Here is a 19,839-nt window from a genome sequence, read left to right on the forward strand (position 1 = left end):
CGGCACACCTCCGTCTGTTCAGCGCCTGAGGGGTGGCGCGTTGTGGAGAGGGGAAGGGGGGACCTGCGCCCGCCGGGCCGGGCGGGCGCGTGCGGGGGTGGGGCGGTCAGCCGGAGCGGCCGCCGCTGAGGGGGTCTTCACGGCGCACGTCGATGACCTGCCCGGTGAGACCGGACAGCAGGACGTTGAGGGAGGTGCGGGCCACCTGGTCGGCGCTCAGCAGGGTGTGCGGGGGCTCCTGGCCGAACGCCGCGGTCCGCATGGGGGTGCTGGTCCGCTCGGGGTTGATGCAGTTGATCCGCACCTTGTCGCCGGACCACTCGTCCGCCAGCGCCTGGGTGAGGTTCACCGTCGCCGCCTTGGCGGAGGAGTACAGGCTGTAGTCGGCGCGACCGCGGGTGTAGGAGCTGGAGGTGTAGAGCAGCAGCTGCCCGCCGGTCTTGGCGAGGTAGGGGAACGCCGCGCGCGCGATGTGGATCGGCGCGAGGTAGTTCACCCGCAGCGCCTCCTCGATCGCCTCGGGGTCGATGGCGTCGAGCCGGCCGATCCGCAGGATGCCCGCCGTGTTGACGACGAAGTCGACGCGGCCCGTCGCCGAGTAGGCCTGCGCGAGCGCGCCGGCGACGTCGTCGGGCCGCTCGACGTGGGTGCGGGTGGCGCCGCGGCTGTAGCCGAAGACGCGGGCGCCGAACCGCTGGGCGAGCTCCGCGATGGCGGCGCCGATGCCCTGGCTGGCGCCGAACACGACCATCGTCTTGCCGCCGAGGGCCGCGGCGTACTCGTCCTCGGTCAGGTCGGGGGCGTCGGAGGAGGCGAGCTGGAACAGCTTGTCCGCGACGAACATGTCGACCGGCTCGGTGACCTTCATGTTGTGCTCGTCGCCCGGGACGACGTAGATCGGGGTGCCGGGCAGGTAGCGCAGCACCACCGTGCAGTCGTCGGTCGCCTCGAAGTTCTCGTCCCGCCACGCCTTCTCGTAGGCGTCGCGGATGGTGGCGAGCCGGAAGCCCTGGGGGGTCTGCCCGCGGCGCAGGTTCGCGCGGCGCGGGACGTCCACGATGACGTCCTCGTCGACCTGGATGATCGTGTCGGCGGACGGGATGGCGACGTCGACCGCCCGGTGCTCGCGCAGCGCGGCCACGCAGTCGCGGATGATGCGCTGCGACAGCAGCGGGCGCACCGCGTCGTGGAACAGCACGCTGGTCGTCTCGGCCGGGTGGTCGGCGAGGGCGTCGAGGGCGAGCTGCGTGGTCGCGTTCCGGGACGTCCCGCCGGGGAGCACGGCCTTGACCTTGGTGCAGCCGGCCTTGCGCACGCAGTCCGCGGCGTCCTGGAGGAAGCCGGGGTTCATCAGGACGATGATCTCGTCGACGTCGGGGGCCTCCTCGAACACGCACAGCGTGTGCTCGAGGATCGTCTTCCCGGCGATCTTGAGAAGCTGCTTGGGGGTGCTGAGACCCATCCGCTGTCCGCTGCCACCCGCGAGGATGACGGCTACGACGCGATGCTCACCCTGCGGCGCCATGACCAATGCGACCGTCCTTCTTCTTCATGGCAGCCGGAACGGCGGCCGAAAACCGAACGTGATGCAGTCACCCGTGGGGATCTGGGGGTGCGGGCGGCACGGCTTTCGCAGGGCTGGTGATCCGCACAGGGGGGAACTGCCGCCTAACTGTACCCGGTCTGTAGAACTTTGAGGCGAATTCATCGACGTTCCAGGCTCCTGTAACCCTTGCGTGACGGGGCCTGTGGCGCTCCGTGCCATGATCGTTACGGCCCCGGGGCGCCCGCGCGTCCGGGCCCCGTCTCACCGGCCGAAGAGCGGCCTCATGTCGGGCTCGACGGCCCAGCGGGTCACGCGGCGCACCGGGGAGGTGCTCAGCACCGTGACGATGACGAAGCCGGCGAGGAGCGCCGACAGCACGCCGGGGATCGTGTCGAACCAGGCGAGCTTGTGCCAGCCCTCGAACGTGAACAGCCGCATCACGAAGCCGTGCAGCAGGTAGCCGTAGATGGTGGCGGCGCCGAGGTCGCTGTACCAGGTGCGCCGGGACGGGGTGACCGCCAGGAAGGCCAGGATCAGGACCGTCCCGGTGAGCAGCAGCGCGGCGCGCATCACGGTGCCGGTGAACTCGTCCACGCCGAGGTCGCCGTTGGAGGTGTCCCAGTTCAGCCAGCGCGCGTTCATGTGGTCCTGGGTGAGGTACGAGCCCGCGAGCGCGGCGGCCAGGAGCGCGGCGCCCGTGATCCGCGCCCACGGCCGCCGGACGATCTGGAGCACCTCCGGGGACAGCCTCAGCCCGAGGACGTAGAACGGCGCCAGCCCGAGGATCCGGTACAGGTCGAGCGTGCTCCCGATGTCGGACATGTAGGCCAGGAGGGCGATGAGCACGGCCGTCGCGAGCGGGAACCTGAGCCGCCGCCACACCGGGGTGAGCAGCCGCCACACGAACAGCGCCAGCAGGAACCAGGTCAGGTAGTAGGGGTCCAGCACGTCGAACTGGAAACGCCGCCCGTCGACGCCCCAGGCGAACAGGCTGTAGGCGCACTGGAAGATCAGGTACGGCGCGATGGTCGAGCCGACCAGCCGCACGGCCTTGTCGTCGGTGAGGGTGAACCGCTTGGACAGGTACCCGCTGATCATGAGGAACAGCGGCATGTGGAACAGGTAGATGAAGTTCCAGAGCGCCGCGGCCAGCGGGACGTCCCGCAGGCCCGACAGCGCGTGCCCGCCCGCGACGAGCAGGATCGCCAGGTACTTGGCGTTGTCCAGGTGCGGGTCGCGTCCTCGGGGAGCCGCGCCGCCCGCCGTCCGCGGCTTGTCCTGCGGGCGCTCGGCGGGGGACGCCGCCGGGGCGGAGTCCGGAGCCGCCGCCTCGGCGGAGCCGGGAACCGCCACGACGGACGCCTCGGGTGTCTGTGTCATGAAAGATCTCTGATCCTGGGAGGGGCTCGTGGAGCATACCTAACGAAATCCTCCGGAATCCTCGGAGTCACAGCACGCTTCCGCGGCGTCACGGGCGGGCGTCACGGGCGGGCGTCACGGGTCCGGCCGCGCATTTGGAGGGCCCCGCCGCGCGCAAGATCCTCTGAGGCGGGTAGACCGGCCGTTACCGGTAGGGAGCGGGGACGGGGAGAGGCATGGGATACGGGAGGTCCACCCGGCAGGGGGTGGTGATCGTCGCCGGCGGCACCGTGCTGCTGGCCGGGGTCGCGCTGCTCGTGCTGCCCGGCCCCGGGCTGCTGCTCGTGCTGGCGGGCCTGCTCATCCTCTCCCGGGAGTTCCCGGCCGTGAACCGCTACGTCGAGCCCGTCCGGGAGAAGGCGATCCAGGCGGCCGAGGACAGCGTGACGTCCTGGTGGCGCCTCACGGGCTCGGTCCTCACGGGGCTCGCGCTGCTGGGCGCGGGCGTGGCGTGGGGCCTGGTGGAGGAGCTGCCGCTCAGCGGATGGAGCACGGGCTCGGGGCTCATCCTGTCCGGCTTCATCCTCTTCGGGCTCCTGTTCTGGAGCTGGCGGCGGGTCAGGGCCCGCCGCGCCGAGACCTTCCCGGAGTGACGGGCCGGGCGGACGGCCCGCCGCGGCCGGGCCCGGCCACGGCGAAATGTTCCGCCGGGTTGATCCGCCGGCCGCGCGCCGCCGTGCAAGGGGTATGGGCATCCTTCTTCGTGTACTCGTGGCCGCCGGACTCGCGGCCGACGCCGTCGTGCACTGGCGCTTCGCGCCCGACATGGCCCCCGGGCCCAACACCCCGAGCGACGTCATCCCGGGAGACGACCTGTTCTACGGCCAGGCGATCGCGGCGGCGGTCGCGGCCCTGCTCGTGCTCGTCTGGGCGCGGAGGTGGACGTACGCGCTCGCGTTCGTCGTCGCGGCGAGCGCGGCCGGGGCCGTGCTGCTGTACTACTTCGTCGACTTCGGGCAGCTCGGCCCGATCCCCCGGATGTACGACCCGCAGTGGTACGCCGACAAGACGATCAGCTTCGCCGGGGAGGCCGTCGCCGCGCTCGCCGCGCTCGCGGGGTTCCTCACCGTCGGCGGGAAGGAGCGCGCGGAGTCCTTCTCGGCCGCCGTGCGATGACGCGTCCGGGCCCGGGCGTCCACCGGGTGGACCTCGCGGCCCCGGGCCGGGGCCCTTGACCCCGCAAATGAACGCTCGTTTAATTCTGGTATGGGGCGTATTGCGGGTGTCACTCGCGCGGAGACGCGGGAGCGGCTGCTCAGCGCCGCGGCCGACGAGTTCGCCCGGCGCGGCTACGACGGGACGCGCGTCGCCGACATCGCGCGGGCCGCCGGGGTCAGCAACGGCGCCCTGTACGCGCACTTCGACTCGAAGGCGGAGCTGCTGGTGGCCGCGCTCCGCGCGCACGGGCGGCGGCTGCTGGCCGACCTGTTCGACGCCGACCCGGACCGCCCGGTCGTCGAGCTGCTGCTCGCCATCGGGCGGGGGCTGCCGAAGCGCCGCGACGCCCGCGCCCACCTCGTCGTGGAGGCCCTCGTCGCGGCCCGCCGGGACGAGGAGGTCGCCCGTCCCATGCGCGACTACGTCGGGGAGCGCGGCGACTGGCTCGCCGGGCTCATGCGCATCGCCCAGGCGGGCGAGGAGACGGACCCGGCGCTGTCGCCGGACGCGCTCGCCCACCTCTGCCTGCTGCTCGGGATGGGAAGCGCGCTCATCCCTCCGGACATGCACGCCGTCGGGGACGAGGAGTGGGCCGCGCTGCTCGCGCGGATCGTGACCGCGCTCGCGCCGCCCGGTCCCGCCGCCGCCCCACACGGGAGGAACACGATGAAGGTGCAGATCGACCCGAAGCGCTGCCAGGGGCACGGCCGGTGCTACGACCTGGCCCCCGGCCTGTTCGGCGAGGACGACGAGGGCTACGGCACGGTCCTCGGGGACGGCGCCGTCCCCGAGGGCGGCGAGCACGAGGCCCGCCTCGCGGCCGCGAACTGCCCCGAGCGGGCGATCGACGTCCTCGGGGAGGCGTGAGATGAGCGCGGACGACCGCTTCGGCCGGAGCTTCAGGGAGGAGCGGGAGAGCCGCCCGCTCGGCAGGCGGAACGAGATCGTCACGGGCCCGGTCTCCGACTGGGCGACCGACTTCTCCCACCTGGAACCGGAGTGGGCCGCCGACCCGTACCCGATCCAGGACGACCTGCGGCGGCGCTGCCCGGTCGCCCGGACCGAGCGGTTCGGCGGCGGCTGGCTGCCGACCCGCTACGAGGACGTCGCGGCGGTCGCCTACGACACCGAGCACTTCACCTCCCGCTCGGTCGTCATGAGCAACTTCCGGCCACCGCGCGAGGTGGCGCCGATCGGCGTCACGCCGCCGATCTCCTCCGACCCGCCGTTCCACCACGACGCGCGCAAGCTGCTGCTCCCCGCGTTCAAGAAGTCCGCGGTGGCGCGGCTGGAGCCCGCGACCCGGGCGTACTGCCACGAGCTCATCGACTCCTTCGAGGGCCGCGACGTCGTCGACGCCGCCCACGAGTACGCGCAGCACATCCCGATCCGCGTCATCGCCGACATGCTCGGCTTCCCGCCCGAGGACGGGCCCCGCTTCCGCGAGTTCGTCGAGAACACCCTCGAAGGCGTCAACCTCCCCCCGGACGAGCGCATCGCGCGCATGGACAAGCTGTTCGACTACCTGCTGGAGCAGATCCGCGACCACGTCGCGAACCCGCGCGACGACCTCACCACCTACCTGATCGAAGCCGAGCTGTACGGGCGCAGGCTCGAACCGTCCCACGTCTCGGGGACGATGGCGCTGCTGCTCATCGCCGGGATCGACACCACCTGGAGCGCGATCGGCGCCTCGCTGTGGCACCTGGCGAGGACGCCCGCGGACCGCGAGCGCCTCGTCGCCGACCCGTCGCTGGTGCCGACCGCGATGGAGGAGTTCCTGCGCGCCTTCGCGCCCGTCACGATGGCGAGGCTGGTGCGGGAGGACATGACCTGGCGCGGCGTCGAGATGAAGGCCGACGACTGGATCCTGCTGTCGTTCCCCGCCGCCAACCGCGACCCGGCGCAGTTCGACCGGGCGGACGAGATCGCCATCGACCGCGAGGTCAACCGGCACGCCGCCTTCGGCCTCGGCATCCACCGCTGCGTCGGCTCGCACCTGGCCCGCATGGAGCTGCGCACGGCCCTCGAAGTCTGGCTGGAACGCGTCCCGTCCTTCACCCTGGCAGATCCGGCGGCGGTCACCTGGGCCGCCGGCCAGGTGCGCGGCCCCCGCACCCTCCCCGTCCGCATCACGTAAGGCGTTCGGCCAGCCGGGGGAGCAGGCGGAGGGCGTTCCCCCGGTCGACGGCGCGGTGGGCGCGGTCGTCCAGGACCGGGTCGCGGTCGAGGTCCCGGGTGTTGAGCGCGACCTCGCGAGCGGAGTTGGCGGGCCAGTCGGTGCCGAACAGGACGCGGTCGGCGCCGACGGCGGCGATCAGCGACGGTGCGGCGTACGGGGAGACCGGCAGGGCCGTGTCGTAGTGGAAGCGGCGGAGCGCGGGACGCATCCTCGCCGGGAGCGGGCCGCCGTCCTCCCGCGCGGAGCGCTCGGCACGTCCCGCCATGTACGGCAGGAACCCGCCGCCGTGCGACAGGATGACCGGCACCCGCGGATACCGGTCGAGGGTGCCGGAGGCGATCAGGTTGAGCGCGGTGCGGGTGGTGTCGAGCAGGTAGTCGGCGAGCCAGTCCCCGACGCCCGGCGCCTCGGCCAGGCCCTTCGGGGCGACCGGGTGGGTGAACACGACCGCGCGCCGCTCGTTCAGCTCGGCCCACAGCGGGTCGAACATCGGGTCCCCGAGGTAGTGCCCGGCGGCCGAGGTGTTGAGGAGCACCCCGTCCGCGCCCAGGTCGTCGAGCGCGTGGGCGAGCTGCCGCACGGCCAGGTCCGGGTGGAGCATCGCCACGTTGGCGAAGAAGCCGAACCTCGTGGGGTGCTCGCGCGCCAGCTCGGCCAGCGACTCGTTGCACACCTGGACGCCTGAGACGGCGAGCCTCCGGTCCAGGAACGCCTCGGCTGGCACCGGCGCGGAGGCCACTCCGGCGGCGATGCCGTTGGCGTTCATCGTCCGCAGGGTGCTCGGCAGCGTCCACCGGGCCCAGGACGGGCCGCCGGTCGGCGGGAGGAGCCCCTGCTCGACCGCCCACTCCCGCATCCGGGGCGGGACGGCGTGGTGGTGGGTGTCGATCCTGCCGCGCGACCGCCGGGGGGCGGCGGCGGCCGCCTCACCCGCCGGAACGGCGGCCGCGGCCATCGCCAGGCCGGTCACCTGCAGGGCGCGGCGGCGGGTCGTCTCGGGCATGCGCGTCTCCCTCGATCGTTCGATGGGCCGCCCACCCTGCTTTCTCTCATGAGAAAGTCTCAGATGAGACTATATCAGAAGCCCCTAGGCTGGGGCCATGCTCGACGACCTGCTCGAACGCGTCCTGTCCGAGGACGGCGACCCCGCCGACCGGCACGTGGGGCTCGGCATGCTGCTGGCCGCCGCGCACAACCGGAGCCGGGCGGGCATGAACGACGAGCTGCGCCCCCTCGGCGTCGACGTGCGCGGGTTCGGCATGCTGCTCGCGCTGGAGATGTACGGGCCGTCCAGCCAGCGGCGCCTCATCGACCTCACCGGCATCGACAAGTCCACGATGGTGCGCATCGTCGACGAGCTCGAAGCCGGCGGCCTGGTGCGGCGCGAGCGCGCCCCGCGGGACCGCCGGGCCCACTCGATCAGCCTGACCCCGGACGGGACGCGGGCGCTGGAGGGCGGGCGCCGCGCCGGCGCCGCCGTGGGCGAGCGGATCTTCGGCCGCCTCGACCGCGACGAGCGCGACCGGCTCGTGGAGCTGCTCCGCCGGATCGCCGGGGACGAGGGCTGAGCCGGGCCGGCGCCGGGACGGCGTCGCGGAAGGGAGAGTGTCGTATGCGAAGGCCGTGGCGCTGAGTAAGAGAGAGGTCACGCGGTACACAAGGCAGCAGCGCCGTACGGGAGAGTGCACATGATCTTTTTGCCGGGCCGGTCGACATGAGCAGTGCGGACGAGGTCGTCGTCCACGAGACGCTCCCGTCCCGCGTCCTGATCGGGCCGGGAGCGAGCGATCTCGTCGCCGGCGAGGTCGCGCGGATCGGGGCGGGGAGGGTGCTGCTGGTCGCGGCGCCGTCCGCCGCCGGACCCGCCGACCGGATCGCCGGGGCGCTCGGGGCCCGGCTCGCGGCGCGCTTCGACCGTCCGGCGCCGCACACCCCCGTCGCCGTGACGGCGCGGGCCCTGGAGGCGGCCGCGGGCGCGGACTGCGTCGTCGCGGTCGGTGGCGGATCCGCGATCGGCTTGGCCAAGGCGGTGTCGGCGCGGACGGGGATGCCGCAGGTCGCGGTGCCGACCACCTACGCCGGCTCGGAGATGACGCCCGTGCTGGGGGAGACCGAGGACGGCGTGAAGACCACGCGCCGCGCCGCGACGCTGGCACCCGGGACGGTCGTCTATGACCCCCTGCTCACGCTGGGCATGCCGTCCGGGCTGACCCGCACCAGCGCGATGAACGCGCTCGCCCATGCCGTCGAGGCCCTGTGGGCGCCGGACGCCACGATGGTCACGGACGCCCTGGCGACCGAGGCCGCCGCCGGCATCCTCGGCGCGCTGCCCGAGGTGCTGGACGACCCGACCGGGCAGCAGGGGCGCGCGCGCCTCCAGTCCGCCGCGTGGCTGGCCGGGACCTGCCTGGCGCAGACGCGGATGGGGCTGCACCACCAGCTCGCGCACGTCCTCGGCGGCGCGTTCGGCCTCCCGCACGCCGAACTGCACACGATGCTGCTGGCGCACGTCATGGCGTTCAACCTGCCGTCGGCGCCCGCCGCCTCCGCCCGGCTGGCCCGGGTGGCCGGGCCGGACCCGGTCGCGGTCGTCGCCGCGCTGGCCCGGGCGCACCGGGGCCCGACCCGCCTGTCGGCCCTCGGCGTCCCCCGCGAACGGCTCCCCGAGATGGCCGCGCGGGTGGCCGCCGACCCCTATCCCAACCCCCGGCCCCCGGACGCCGACGCGGTCGTGGAACTGCTCGACGCGATGTGGTGAGCGGCCGGTGGCGAATATTTCTCGCAATGTTCGAATGCGAGCCGCTGTCCTCCTGCGGTCAAGGGACGGGTCAATGGCATCCTCTATTCTTGGCGTATGTCCACTTCCGGTCCGGAGCCCGAATCGAAATCGGTTCGGGTTCTGATTGTCAGTGACAATCCTGTCTCCCGGATCGGGTTCGCGGCGCTGCTGGACCCGGTGCCGCACGTGGCCGTCGCGGCCGGCGCGCCCGCCGACCGCGCCCCGGCCGCCGTCCGCGACCTCGCGCCCGACGTGGTGCTGCTGGACGCCTCGCCGCCGCACCCGGGCGCCGTCGGGCGGCTGGCCCGCGCCGCGGCCGCCGTCCGGATCGTCGTGGTGACCGCGACGCAGGACCCGCACGTCCTCGTGCAGGTCCTCGCCGCCGGGGCGCACGGCTGCCTGACCTACGGCCACTTCGAACCGGCGGACCTCGCGGACGTGCTGCTCGCGGCCGGGCGCGGGGAGTCGTCGCTGTCCCCGCCGGCGGTGACCGCGCTCGTGCGCTGGCTGCACGACGGGACGCGGCGGCTCCCGCCGGACCGGCAGGGCTCCGGGCTGACGGCCCGGGAGGCCGAGATCCTGGACCTGATCGCCGCCGGGCTGACCAACCGGCAGATCGCGCGGCGCCTGGTCATCGCCGAGAAGACCGTGAAGAACCACGCGCACCAGATCTACAGGCGGCTGGGCGCGGCGGGCCGCGAGCACGCCATCGCCCGCTGGCGGGAATTGCGCCCGGCGCCCGCCGGCGGCGGTGCGGACATCCCCTAAGGCCGATCACGGGCCGCGGTAAACCGATATCCGCAGGCCCCGCGGAGTCCTAGGACCGGTCCCGGTCCAAGATGGGACCCCTCCCGCCTTTACTTGCCCGTTGCGGTCCCGCATGCTCTGGTCGTCCGGTTCGAAAGAGCCAATTGCCTTTTCTATTCGGGATGTGAACGGTGTTGAAATTCAGTCGCCGTCGTCGCGCGCTCCGGGAGGCCCGGTGAGCGTCCTCCGCCGTCCCGCTCTCAGCGTCCTCGGGGCGCTGGCAGCGGCCGCCCTGGCCCTCGGCCCGCAGCCCCCGGCCTCCGCCGCGGGCCCCCGCGTCGACCTGCGGGTGCTCGTCGTCACCGACGGCGGCGCCTCGGTGTCGGCCGTCGCGGACCAGCTGAAGGCCGAGGGCGTCCCCCACACGACCGTCGATCTGCGCGACTCCGGCCGGCCGGTGATCGACGAGGCGTTCCTGTCCGACACCGTCGACGGTGCGCCGCGCGCCAAGTACCAGGCGGTCGTGCTGCCCAACGCGGCGCCTTTCTCCAACACCGCCGAGATGACCGTTCTCGCCGACTACGAGAAGCGGTTCGGGATCCGCCAGCTCGACTCCTACGTGTACCCGTCCTCCACGGTCGGGATGAACACGCCGGGCTACTCCGGCAACCTGGACGGGACCACGGCCGAGGTCACCGACGCCGGGCGCGGCGACGCGTTCCGCTACCTGCGCGGCCCCGTGCGGTTCGACGACAACGCCGCCGACGTCGGCGAGAGCTACGGCTTCCTGGCGACGCCCCTGCCGGACGACCCCGCGGCCGGGACGTCGTTCCAGACGTTCCTCACCGGGACCGTCCAGGGAAAGACGGGCACGCTCGGCGGCGTCTACAACCACGACGGGCGCAGCGAGCTGGTCCTCACCTTCAGCGCCAACAGCGACCAGTGGCAGTTCCGGACGATCGGCCACGGCATCGTCACCTGGCTGACCAAGGGCGTGCACCTCGGCTACAGCCGCAACTACTTCGGCGTCCACGTCGACGACGTGTTCCTGCCGGACTCGCGGTGGAGCACCGAGGACGACTGCACGCCCGGAGAGGACTGCCAGGGCCCGACGTTCACCGAAGAGATCCGCATGAAGCCCGAGGACGTCGCGTTCGCCGACCAGTGGCAGACGCAGCGAGGGTTCGCCCTCGACCTGGCGTTCAACGGCGACGGCAGCGACGACGAGATACGCGAGAAGGGCGGCGACCCCCTCGCCGACGCCTTCGTCGCGGCCCGCGGAAAGTTCCGCTGGGTGAACCACACCTTCGGCCACGCCTTCCTCGGCTGCCAACAGGACCTGCGCATCCGGCCGTGGACGTGCGTGAAGGACCCGGCGACCGGCGAGACCCTCTACGTCGGCGCCGACGACATCAAGAAGGAGGTCACCAAGAACATCGACTGGGCGACCGCCCACGGCATCTCACTCGACACCGACGAGCTGGTCACCGGCGAGCACTCGGGGCTGCGGATCCTGCCGCAGCAGCCCGACGACAACCCAAACCTGGCGCCCGCGCTGGCCGGTGCCGGCGTCAGGTGGACGGCGGGCGACGCCTCCCGCGAGAGCGGGCAGCGGGAGCTCGGGAGCGTGCGGACGGTCCCGCGCCATCCGCTCAGCGTCTTCTTCAACGTCGCGACGGAAGCCGAGGAGGTCGACGAGTACAACTACATCTACACGCGCCGCGCCGACGGCGGCAGCGGCCTGTGCGAGGACCATCCCGACACGACGACGTGCATCACGCCGCTCGACCCCGCCACCGGGTTCACCTCGCACATCGTCCCGACCGACACGCGGATCACGCTGTCGCACATCCTGGGCAACGACCCGCGCCCGCACTACGCGCACCAGTCGAACCTCACCGAGGGCCGCATCCTCTACACGCTGCTCGACCGGGTCCTCGCCGACTACCGCGCGGTGTTCGCCGACGACACCCCGGTGACGAACGTCCCGATGTCGGCGGCGGGCGCCGAACTGCTCCGCCAGGACGCGTGGCGCGCCGCGCTCAAGAGCGGCGCCGACGTCACCGCCCACCTGCAGGACGGCAAGGTCACGGTCAGGGCGCCCGGCGGCCTCGACGTGCCGGTCACCATGCCGGAGGGCACCCGGGAGGGCGGGGCGCCGTTCGGCCGGGCCTACGCGGGCGAGCGCTCGGACTACCGGACCGGGGACGTCACCCTCACCCCGCCCGGAGCCTGACGTTGGAGATCACCCTGGTGACGGAGGGAACGTATCCGCACAACTACGGTGGCGTGAGCGTCTGGTGCGACCAGCTCGTCCAGGGCATGCCGGAGCATGCCTTCCATGTCCGGGCGCTCACGACCACCGGCTCGGAACCGGTGGTCTGGGACCTTCCCGCTCATGTGACCGCCGAGTCCGTGCCGATGTGGGGGCCGTCCGGAGGGCGGCCCCCGTCCCGCGGCGCGGCCCGCCGGTTCGAGCGGCTCTTCCGCTCCTTCATCGAGGCGGTCCTCGCCCCCTCCCGGGACGCGGACGTGTTCCCCCACATCCTGCGCGGCCTGTTCGAGTTCGGGCGGACGAGCGACCTCGGTGCGGCGATGCGCGCCGAGGGGCCCGTCCGCTGGCTCATGGACGCCTGGACGGCCCGCGCGGACGAGTTCGACCGGATCGGCGTCCGGCCCACCGTCCACGACGCGCTCACGGCGATCGACCTGCTGGAGCACCTGCTGCGCCCGCTGACGGTCCCGCCGCCGCGCGCCGACGTGACGCACGCGGTGTCCAACGGCATCCCCGTGCTGCCCGGCCTCGCCGCGAAATGGACCTACGGGACCCCGCTGTGCCTCACCGAACACGGCATCTACCTGCGGGAACGCTATATCGGGATGCGGCGGTCGCCGTTCTCCCATCCGGTGAAGGCGGCGGTGCTCGGCTTCATGCGCCTGCTGTGCGCCGCGGGCTACCGCTCGGCCGACCTGCTCACCCCCGCCAACCTCTACAACCAGCGGTGGGAGGTGAGGTGCGGCGCCGACCCCGCGAACATGGAGACGGTCTACAACGGCGTGGACCCGGCGAGCTTCCCGGCGGCCGGCGCCGAACCCGCCGGCCCCACCCTCAGCTGGGCGGGGCGCGTCGACCCGATCAAGGACCTGGAGACGCTGATCCGGGCGTTCGCGCTGGTCCGGGAGGAACTGCCGGAGGCGCGGCTGCGGATGTTCGGCGGCACCCCGTCCGGCGGGGAGCGGTACCGGGCCCGCTGCGAGGAGCTCGTCGCCGACCTCGGCATCACCGGGCAGGCGACGTTCGAGGGGCGGGTCGACGACATCCGCGACGCCTACGCGGCGGGCACGGTGGTCGTCCTGTCGAGCATCTCCGAAGGCTTCCCCTACACGCTGATCGAGGCGATGACCTGCGGCCGCGCGACCGTCGCGACCGACGTCGGCGGGGTGCGCGAGGCGGTCGCCGACACCGGCCTGGTCGTCCCGCCGCGCGCGCCCCGCCAGATGGCGGACGCGTGCCTGCGGCTGCTCGGGGACGAGATGGCGCGGCGGCGCCTCGGCCGGGCCGCGCGGGAGCGGGCGCTCGAACTGTTCACCGTCGACCGCGCGATCGACGCGTTCCGGGAGATCTACGCGGGGCTCCGCGCGCCCGGCGGCGCGCACCGCCCGGCGGCCGAGGCGAGGCCGGCGTGAGCGCCTCGGTGGAGGACCTGCGCGAGCGCATGGCCGACCTGTGCGCGGGCGCCGTCGACGCGCTGGAGGTCACGGCCGGGCTGGAGGCGGAGGGCATCAACGACGAGGCGGCCAAGGACTACGGCCATCCGGACGTGTTCGCGCTGGCGGAGGACCTGTACGCCCGGACGCCGCGCCGCCCGCCGCCGCCCGAGAGGACCGAGGCGCCGTGGCGGCCCGAGCCTCTGCGGCACCTGCTGCGCGGCGTGCTGTTCGGCCTCCCCGGGCTCTGCTACGTCTCCGGAGCGCAGGTGCTGGACGGGACGGGCGCGGGCGTCCTCCTGGTCTTCTCGCTGCTGCTCTCCTGGGCGTTCAGCCAGGGCACGGCCTACCTCGGGTACGTCCGGCTGGGGCTCATGGACCGGGCCGCGGCGTCGGGCGTCCTGCGGTACGGGCTCGCGGGCGGGACGCTGGTCGTCGTCCCGGCCACGGTGGGCACGGGCGTCCTCGTGGGAGCGGGCACGATGGCCACCGCGCTGTCCGCCGGGCTGTCGGTCTACCTGCTGTCGGCCACGGCCGTGCAGGTCGACGGCGCCGAGGCGTGGCTGCTCCCGGCGCTGCTGCCCGGCGTCGCCGGGGGGACGCTCCACCTCGCCGGGGAGGGACGGCCCGCCGCCGTCTGGGGCGCGTGGGCGGTGTCGCTCGCGGCCACGGTCGTGCTCGCGCTCCTCCGCACGCGCGGCGCCGGACGTCCCAGGGTCACCCGGGCGAACCTCAGGGCGGCGCTGCCGTTCGCCCTCTTCGGGGTGCTGACCGGCGGGCTGCTGACCTACACGCTGCTGTGCGCGCTGGCGGGCCGTCCCGTCCCGTCGGGGACCACGACGGTGGCGGTGCTGTCGCTCTCACTGTCGATGGGCTGCGCCGAATGGGTCCTGTACGCCTACCGCCGGCGCGTCTACCACCTCCTGCGCTCGCACACCGGCATGGCCGCGTTCACCCGCGCCGCCCGCGGCGCCCTGGCCCGCGCGCTCGTCCAGTACCTGGCGGCGCTGCTGGCGATCATCGCCGTCGCCGCGGTGGTCGCCCGCCTGCCCGCCACGGCCGTCACGGCCGTCACGCTCGGCGGTTTCGCCGCGCTGGGCTGCGCGTTCTTCCTGGCCCTCGTCCTGCAGGCCTGCGGCCGCGTCGGCGCCGCCCTCGCCGGATACGCCTGCGCCCTGGCCGCCGAGGCCGCGGCGACCCTCGCCCTGCCGGACGCGGCCCCGGCCACGGTCCAGCTCGCCGCCTCGTGCGGGCTGCTCGTCCTCCTCACGATCCACGCGGGCCGCGTCCTGGCCCGCGCGACCTCCCATCGATGAAGGGCAGACAACCGATGCAGAACACGGTCGCCGTGACGGGAGCCGACGGGTTCATCGGCTCCCACCTGGTCGAAGCGCTCGTGGAGCGCGGGCACCGCGTCCGGGCCATGGTGCAGTACAACTCGTTCGCGTCCTGGGGCTGGCTCGACGACGTCCCGCCCGGCGTGCTGGAGCAGGTGGACGTGGTGCCGGGCGACGTCCGGGACCCGGCGTCGGTGCGCGGCCTCGTCCGGGGCGCGGAGGCCGTCTACCACCTGGCCGCGCTGATCGCGATCCCGTACTCCTACCGGGCGCCCCGCTCCTACGTCGACACCAACGTCACCGGGACCCTGAACGTCCTTGAGGCCGTGCGGGACGAGGAGACGCCGCGGCTCGTGCACACCTCCACCAGCGAGACGTACGGGACGGCGCGGCGCGTGCCCATCGACGAGGCGCACCCCCTCCAGGCGCAGTCCCCGTACGCGGCCACGAAGATCGCGGCGGACAAGCTGGTGGAGAGCTACCACGCCTCGTTCGGCCTGCCCGCCGTGACGCTGCGCCCGTTCAACACCTTCGGGCCCCGGCAGTCCGCCCGCGCGTTCATCCCCACCGTCGTCGCCCAGATCGCCGCCGGGACCGGGGCCGTCGAGGTCGGGGCGCTCGAACCGACCCGCGACTTCACCTTCGTCCGCGACACCGCCGAGGCGTTCGTCGCGCTCGGCACGGCGCCCGCCGGGGACGTCGTCGGCGGCACGTTCAACTCCGGCACCGGCGTGGAGATCTCCATGGGGCGGCTCGCCCGCACCATCGCCGGCCTGATGGGCGCCGACCCCGAGTTCCGGTGCGCCGCCGACCGCGAGCGCCCGGCCGCGTCGGAGGTGATGCGGCTCGTCTGCGACAGCGGCCGGCTGCGCCGCGTCACCGGCTGGCGGCACCGGCACACCCTCGAAGAGGGCCTCAAACAGACCGTCGAATGGTTCCTCGACCCCGCCAACCTGGCGCGCTACCGAACGTCCACCTACACCATCTAGTGAGGCACCGTCATCATGCACGCCGTCATCCTCGCGGGCGGCAAGGGAGTGCGGCTGCGCCCGTACACGACGACCCTTCCGAAGCCGCTCGTCCCCATAGGCGACGAGTACTCCATCCTGGAGATCCTGCTGCACCAGCTGTCCCGGCAGGGGTTCACCGCCGTGACGCTGGCCATCGGGCATCTCGGGCACCTGATCCGCTCCTACGTCGGTGACGGGAGCCGCTGGGGGCTGCGCGTCGACTACGCCTCCGAGGAGGCGCCGCTCGGCACCATCGGACCGCTGCTGACCATGCGGGACCGGCTCCCCGACGAGTTCCTGGTGACCAACGGCGACGTCCTCACCGACCTCGACTTCGCCGGGCTGCTGGACGAGCACCGGGCGACCCGGCCCCTGCTGACCGTCGCCACCTACGCGCGCAAGGTCGACATCGACTTCGGCGTCCTCACCACCGTCGACGGACGGGTCGTCGAGTTCGCCGAGAAGCCCACGCTCGACTACCAGGTCAGCATGGGCGTGTACGGGGTGTCGGCCGCCGCGCTCGCCGGGTACGAGCCGGGGTTCCCGCTCGGTTTCGACGAGCTCGTCCTCGACCTGCTGGCGGCCGGGCGCCATCCGCGCGAGTACCGGTTCGACGGGTACTGGCTCGACATCGGCCGGCCCGCCGACTACGACCGGGCCAACGCCGAGTTCCCCGCGCTGCGCCCGCAACTGCTGGAGGGCCGCGTCCCGGCCTCCCGGCCGTCATGAGCCGGATCCTGCTGGTCGGCGCGACGGGGTTCGTCGGCCGGCACGTCCGGGCGCGGGCGGCCGCCGCCGGACTCGACGTCGTCGCGGCCGGACGGTCCCCAGGGCTCGGCGGCCTGCCGCTGGACCTGACCGCCGGCCCCGGCGACGTGGCGGCGGCCGTCCGTCGCGCCGCACCGGACGCGGTCGTCAACTGCGCCGGTGCCGCGCACGGCTCCCCGGCGGACCTCGTCCGGAGCAACGTCGTCGCCGTAGCGAACCTCCTCGCGGGGGTGGCGGCGGCGCCGGAGGGCGTCCGGCTCGTGCACCTCGGCTCGGCCGCCGAGTACGGGCACGTCGAGCAGGGCACGCCCGTCTCGGAGCTCGCGCCGCCGCGCCCTCTCGGCCCGTACGGGGTCACGAAGCTGGCCGGGACGGAACTCGTCCGCGCCGCGACCGGGCTCGACGCCGTCGTCCTGCGGGTGTTCAACCCCGTCGGGCCCGGCGCCCCCGGCACCACGCTGGCCGGCCGGCTCGCCACCGAGCTGCGCCGCGCGGCGGGCACCGGAGAGGACGTGCGGGTGGGGCCTCTCGACGCGAGCCGCGACCTCGTGGACGTGCGCGACGTCGCCGACGCGGTGGTCGCCGCCGTCCTCGCCCCCGCGGGGCTGCCCGCCGTGCTGAACGTCGGCAGCGGGCGGGCCACGCCGCTGCGGGACCTCGCGGCGCAGCTGCTGCGCGTCGCCGGGGCGCGGAGCCGGGTGCTGGAGGCCGCCGCGGGTTCGGACCGGTCGGCGGGCGTGGCGTGGCAGCGCGCCGACATCCGCGCCGCCGGCCGGGCGCTCGGCTGGACTCCCGTCACCGACCTGACGACGTCGCTGCGGGACCTGTGGGCGGAACAAAAATGAGCGGCGGCGAACCGGGTGGAGTGGACCTTGCTTCGTCGGTGGCAGTGCCGGCGTACTTCCATCCCGGTGCCGGCTACTGGACGGACCTCGCCGACCCTCGTCTCGGCGCCGTCGTGCTCAACGTCGACAGCGGCGCGGGCACGGTCCGGGACAGCGGGTTCGCGGACGTCGCGCACCGGACGTCCGCCGCCGGGGTGCGGCTCGCCGGGTACGTGGACACCGCGTACGGGCACCGCCCGCCCGCGGAGATCGAGGAGGAGGTGCGCCGCTACCGCCTCTGGTACGGCGTCCGGGCGGTGTTCCTCGACCAGGTGTCGGCGATGCCCGAGCACGTGCTGCGGTACCGGCGCATCGTCGCGGGGGTCCGGGCCCGGGGCGCCCGGCATGTCGTCCTCAACCACGGCGTGTACCCCGACGAGGCGTACGCGCGGCTCGCCGACCTGCTCGTCACCTTCGAGGGCCCCTGGTCGGCGTACCGGCACGTCCGCGCGCCCGCGTGGGCGACGCGGCTTCCGGCCGACCGGTTCTGCCACCTGGTCTACGCGGCGCCGCGGCCGGTTCTCCCGCGCGCGCTCGCACGTGCCCGGCGCTGCAACGCGGGCGTCGTGTACATCACCGACCGGACGGGAGCGAACCCGTGGGACGGCCTGCCGGAGTACTTCTCCAGGGAGCTTTCCCTGGTCTACGCGGGGGGCTGATGTGGCCGTGTCGTTTCTCTGCGATGGTCCGGCCTGTGCCCTACGCTCACACCCCATGCGTGGACCACTGGTGCGAATCACGTCCGTCCTGGTCGCCGGGACGTCCCTGCTCGCCGCTCCCGCCATGCACCCCGCCGCTCTCGCCACCGCCAAGGCGGGCACGGCCGCAGAGGGAGATCTGGGCAAGGACCTCGACGCCATCCTCGCCGACGGCCGGCTCAAGGGCGCCACCGTAGGCGGGGTGGTGCGCGACGCCCGGACGGGCGCCGTCCGCTACTCGCGCGGCGCGACGGCGTCGGTGATGCCCGCCTCGAACATGAAGCTCTACACGTCGGGCGCGGCTCTGTCGCTGCTGGGCCCCGGGTACCGGTTCCGCACCGGCGTGTACGCCCGGGCGGTGTCCGGGACGACGGTCAAGGGCGACCTCTACCTCAAGGGGACCGGCGACCCGACGACGCGGGCCGCCGACTACGACCGGCTCGCCGCCCAGGTGGCGGCGCGGGGCGTCCGGCGCGTCGAGGGCGGCCTCGTCGCCGACGACACCTGGTTCGACGCCGTCCGCACGCCCTCGCACTGGGACCCCACCGACCTCCAGTACTACTACGCCGCGCAGACGTCCGCGCTGACCGTCGCGCCGAACGACGACTTCGACGCCGGCTCGGTGGAGGTGTCGGTGAGGCCGGGCGCCGCCGAGGGCGCCCCGGTCGCGGTCGGGCTCGCCCCGGCGACCCGCGCCGTCAAGATCGACAACAGGGCGGTCACGGGCGCTCCGGGGACGCCGTCCACGCTGGCGGTGAACCGGGCCGAGGGCGCCGGCACCATCGTGGTCAGCGGCTCCTACCCGGCGGGCGCGGCCGCCTACACGACCCTGCGCACGGTCGAGAACCCCAGCCTGTACGCGGCCGACGTCTTCCGGAGCGCGCTCCGGAAGCACGGCGTCGAGGTGAAGGGCGCCACCGAGCGCGGCAGGACCCCGAAGCGCTCGGCCGTGCTCGCCGCCCGCTCCTCGATGCCGCTGTCGCGGCTGATGGTGCCGTTCCTCAAGCTCAGCAACAACATGGTCGCCGAGACCCTGGTCAAGGCGATCGGCCGGGAGAAGGTGGGCAAGGGGAGCTGGACGGCGGGACTCCCCGTCGTCGAGAAGTACACCCGCGGCCAGGGCGTTCCCACCGCACGGTTGAAGATGGCCGACGGATCCGGCCTGTCGCGCGAGAACCGCACGACCGCGCAGGACATCAGCACCATTCTGAGGAAGGCGCAGGGCGCGCCCTGGTTCGGCACCTGGTACCGCGCGCTGCCGGTCGCCGGCGACCCGGACCGCCTCGACGGCGGCACCCTGCGGTCGCGGATGCAGAACACCCCGGCCGCGGGCAACGTGCACGCCAAGACCGGGACGCTGACCGGCGCCTCCGCTCTGTCCGGCTACGTCACCGACGCGTCCGGGCGGCGGCTCGTCTTCTCGGTCGTCCTGAACGGCTACCAGGGCGCGGCGCCCAAGGACATCGAGGACAGGATCGCGATCCGGCTGGCCGGGGGAGACCCCGCCGCGGTCCGGACGTTCCGCGCCTCCGGGAACGCCCCGCAGCTGGAGTGCTCCTGGATCGGCCGCTGCTGATCGCCGGACCCGGCCGACCACCGGCGG

At 73.7% G+C, this 19,839-nt stretch carries 18 protein-coding genes; 15 read left to right on the forward strand and 3 right to left on the reverse strand.

Annotated features, from left to right (window positions below):
- Positions 1 to 106 precede the first annotated feature (106 nt).
- Together AB0C84_RS05675 and AB0C84_RS05680 are read right to left on the reverse strand one after the other, a co-directional pair.
- The gene (locus AB0C84_RS05675; RefSeq protein WP_361061458.1) at positions 107 to 1,525 is read right to left on the reverse strand and encodes a bifunctional cytidylyltransferase/SDR family oxidoreductase; all 1,419 of its coding nucleotides are present in this window, start codon (positions 1,523 to 1,525) and stop codon (positions 107 to 109) included.
- 282 nt (positions 1,526 to 1,807) lie between these two features.
- Positions 1,808 to 2,926, reverse strand: a complete 1,119-nt coding sequence (locus tag AB0C84_RS05680) for an acyltransferase family protein (RefSeq protein ID WP_361061460.1) — start codon at positions 2,924 to 2,926, stop codon at positions 1,808 to 1,810.
- A 215-nt stretch (positions 2,927 to 3,141) separates the two neighbouring features.
- Between AB0C84_RS05680 and AB0C84_RS05685 the strand changes: the two genes are divergently transcribed.
- The 4 genes from AB0C84_RS05685 to AB0C84_RS05700 all read left to right on the forward strand — a co-directional run bounded on the left by AB0C84_RS05685 (position 3,142) and on the right by AB0C84_RS05700 (position 6,263).
- On the forward strand, positions 3,142 to 3,558 hold the full coding sequence (locus AB0C84_RS05685) for a PGPGW domain-containing protein (RefSeq protein ID WP_179844557.1): 417 nt from the start codon (positions 3,142 to 3,144) through the stop codon (positions 3,556 to 3,558).
- 118 nt (positions 3,559 to 3,676) lie between these two features.
- Positions 3,677 to 4,081, forward strand: a complete 405-nt coding sequence (locus tag AB0C84_RS05690; protein ID WP_258942491.1) for a hypothetical protein — start codon at positions 3,677 to 3,679, stop codon at positions 4,079 to 4,081.
- A 90-nt stretch (positions 4,082 to 4,171) separates the two neighbouring features.
- Positions 4,172 to 4,990, forward strand: coding sequence for a TetR family transcriptional regulator (locus tag AB0C84_RS05695; RefSeq protein ID WP_361061463.1), 819 nt, complete (start codon positions 4,172 to 4,174; stop codon positions 4,988 to 4,990).
- A gap of 1 nt (position 4,991) precedes the next feature.
- The gene (locus AB0C84_RS05700) at positions 4,992 to 6,263 is read left to right on the forward strand and encodes a cytochrome P450 (RefSeq protein ID WP_361061465.1); all 1,272 of its coding nucleotides are present in this window, start codon (positions 4,992 to 4,994) and stop codon (positions 6,261 to 6,263) included.
- On the opposite strand, the gene AB0C84_RS05705 is transcribed toward AB0C84_RS05700, so the two are convergent.
- Positions 6,256 to 7,308, reverse strand: a complete 1,053-nt coding sequence (locus AB0C84_RS05705) for an amidohydrolase family protein (RefSeq protein ID WP_361061467.1) — start codon at positions 7,306 to 7,308, stop codon at positions 6,256 to 6,258. The two genes, AB0C84_RS05700 and AB0C84_RS05705, sit on opposite strands and share 8 nt — an antisense overlap.
- A gap of 97 nt (positions 7,309 to 7,405) precedes the next feature.
- Here AB0C84_RS05705 and AB0C84_RS05710 point away from each other — a divergent pair, with 97 nt between their 5' ends.
- The 11 genes from AB0C84_RS05710 (at position 7,406) to dacB (ending at position 19,812) form a co-directional block, all read left to right on the forward strand.
- On the forward strand, positions 7,406 to 7,873 hold the full coding sequence (locus tag AB0C84_RS05710) for a MarR family winged helix-turn-helix transcriptional regulator (protein ID WP_258942495.1): 468 nt from the start codon (positions 7,406 to 7,408) through the stop codon (positions 7,871 to 7,873).
- Between the two features lie 146 nt (positions 7,874 to 8,019).
- A complete protein-coding gene (locus AB0C84_RS05715; protein WP_361061469.1) occupies positions 8,020 to 9,063 on the forward strand; it encodes a maleylacetate reductase in 1,044 nt (347 codons plus the stop codon).
- A 96-nt stretch (positions 9,064 to 9,159) separates the two neighbouring features.
- Complete coding sequence (locus AB0C84_RS05720; RefSeq protein WP_361061471.1) at positions 9,160 to 9,852, forward strand: response regulator transcription factor; 693 nt, start codon at positions 9,160 to 9,162, stop codon at positions 9,850 to 9,852.
- Positions 9,853 to 10,066: 214 nt separating this feature from the next.
- Positions 10,067 to 12,067: a hypothetical protein gene (locus AB0C84_RS05725; protein WP_361061473.1), complete on the forward strand. Its 2,001-nt coding sequence runs from the start codon at positions 10,067 to 10,069 to the stop codon at positions 12,065 to 12,067.
- A 2-nt stretch (positions 12,068 to 12,069) separates the two neighbouring features.
- Positions 12,070 to 13,518 (forward strand): GT4 family glycosyltransferase PelF, encoded by a 1,449-nt coding sequence (gene pelF / locus AB0C84_RS05730; protein WP_361061475.1) that lies wholly within the window; start codon positions 12,070 to 12,072, stop codon positions 13,516 to 13,518.
- Positions 13,515 to 14,855 carry a hypothetical protein gene (locus AB0C84_RS05735; RefSeq protein ID WP_361061477.1) on the forward strand — a complete coding sequence of 447 codons (1,341 nt, stop codon included), beginning with the start codon at positions 13,515 to 13,517 and terminating at the stop codon, positions 14,853 to 14,855. The genes pelF and AB0C84_RS05735 overlap by 4 nt, the downstream gene beginning before the upstream one ends.
- Positions 14,856 to 14,869: 14 nt before the next feature.
- Positions 14,870 to 15,865 (forward strand): GDP-mannose 4,6-dehydratase, encoded by a 996-nt coding sequence (locus tag AB0C84_RS05740; RefSeq protein WP_361061479.1) that lies wholly within the window; start codon positions 14,870 to 14,872, stop codon positions 15,863 to 15,865.
- Between the two features lie 15 nt (positions 15,866 to 15,880).
- Positions 15,881 to 16,615: a sugar phosphate nucleotidyltransferase gene (locus AB0C84_RS05745; RefSeq protein ID WP_361061481.1), complete on the forward strand. Its 735-nt coding sequence runs from the start codon at positions 15,881 to 15,883 to the stop codon at positions 16,613 to 16,615.
- The gene (locus AB0C84_RS05750) at positions 16,612 to 17,499 is read left to right on the forward strand and encodes an NAD(P)-dependent oxidoreductase (RefSeq protein WP_361061483.1); all 888 of its coding nucleotides are present in this window, start codon (positions 16,612 to 16,614) and stop codon (positions 17,497 to 17,499) included. Before AB0C84_RS05745 ends, AB0C84_RS05750 begins: the two co-directional genes overlap by 4 nt.
- 38 nt (positions 17,500 to 17,537) lie before the next feature.
- Positions 17,538 to 18,197: a spherulation-specific family 4 protein gene (locus tag AB0C84_RS05755; protein ID WP_361061485.1), complete on the forward strand. Its 660-nt coding sequence runs from the start codon at positions 17,538 to 17,540 to the stop codon at positions 18,195 to 18,197.
- Between the two features lie 55 nt (positions 18,198 to 18,252).
- Positions 18,253 to 19,812, forward strand: coding sequence for a D-alanyl-D-alanine carboxypeptidase/D-alanyl-D-alanine-endopeptidase (gene dacB, locus AB0C84_RS05760; RefSeq protein ID WP_361061486.1), 1,560 nt, complete (start codon positions 18,253 to 18,255; stop codon positions 19,810 to 19,812).
- The last annotated feature ends 27 nt before the right edge of the window (positions 19,813 to 19,839 follow it).

This window comes from Actinomadura sp. NPDC048955, assembly GCF_040649435.1.
In the GTDB taxonomy this organism is placed as follows: Bacteria; Actinomycetota; Actinomycetes; order Streptosporangiales; family Streptosporangiaceae; genus Spirillospora; species Spirillospora luteofluorescens.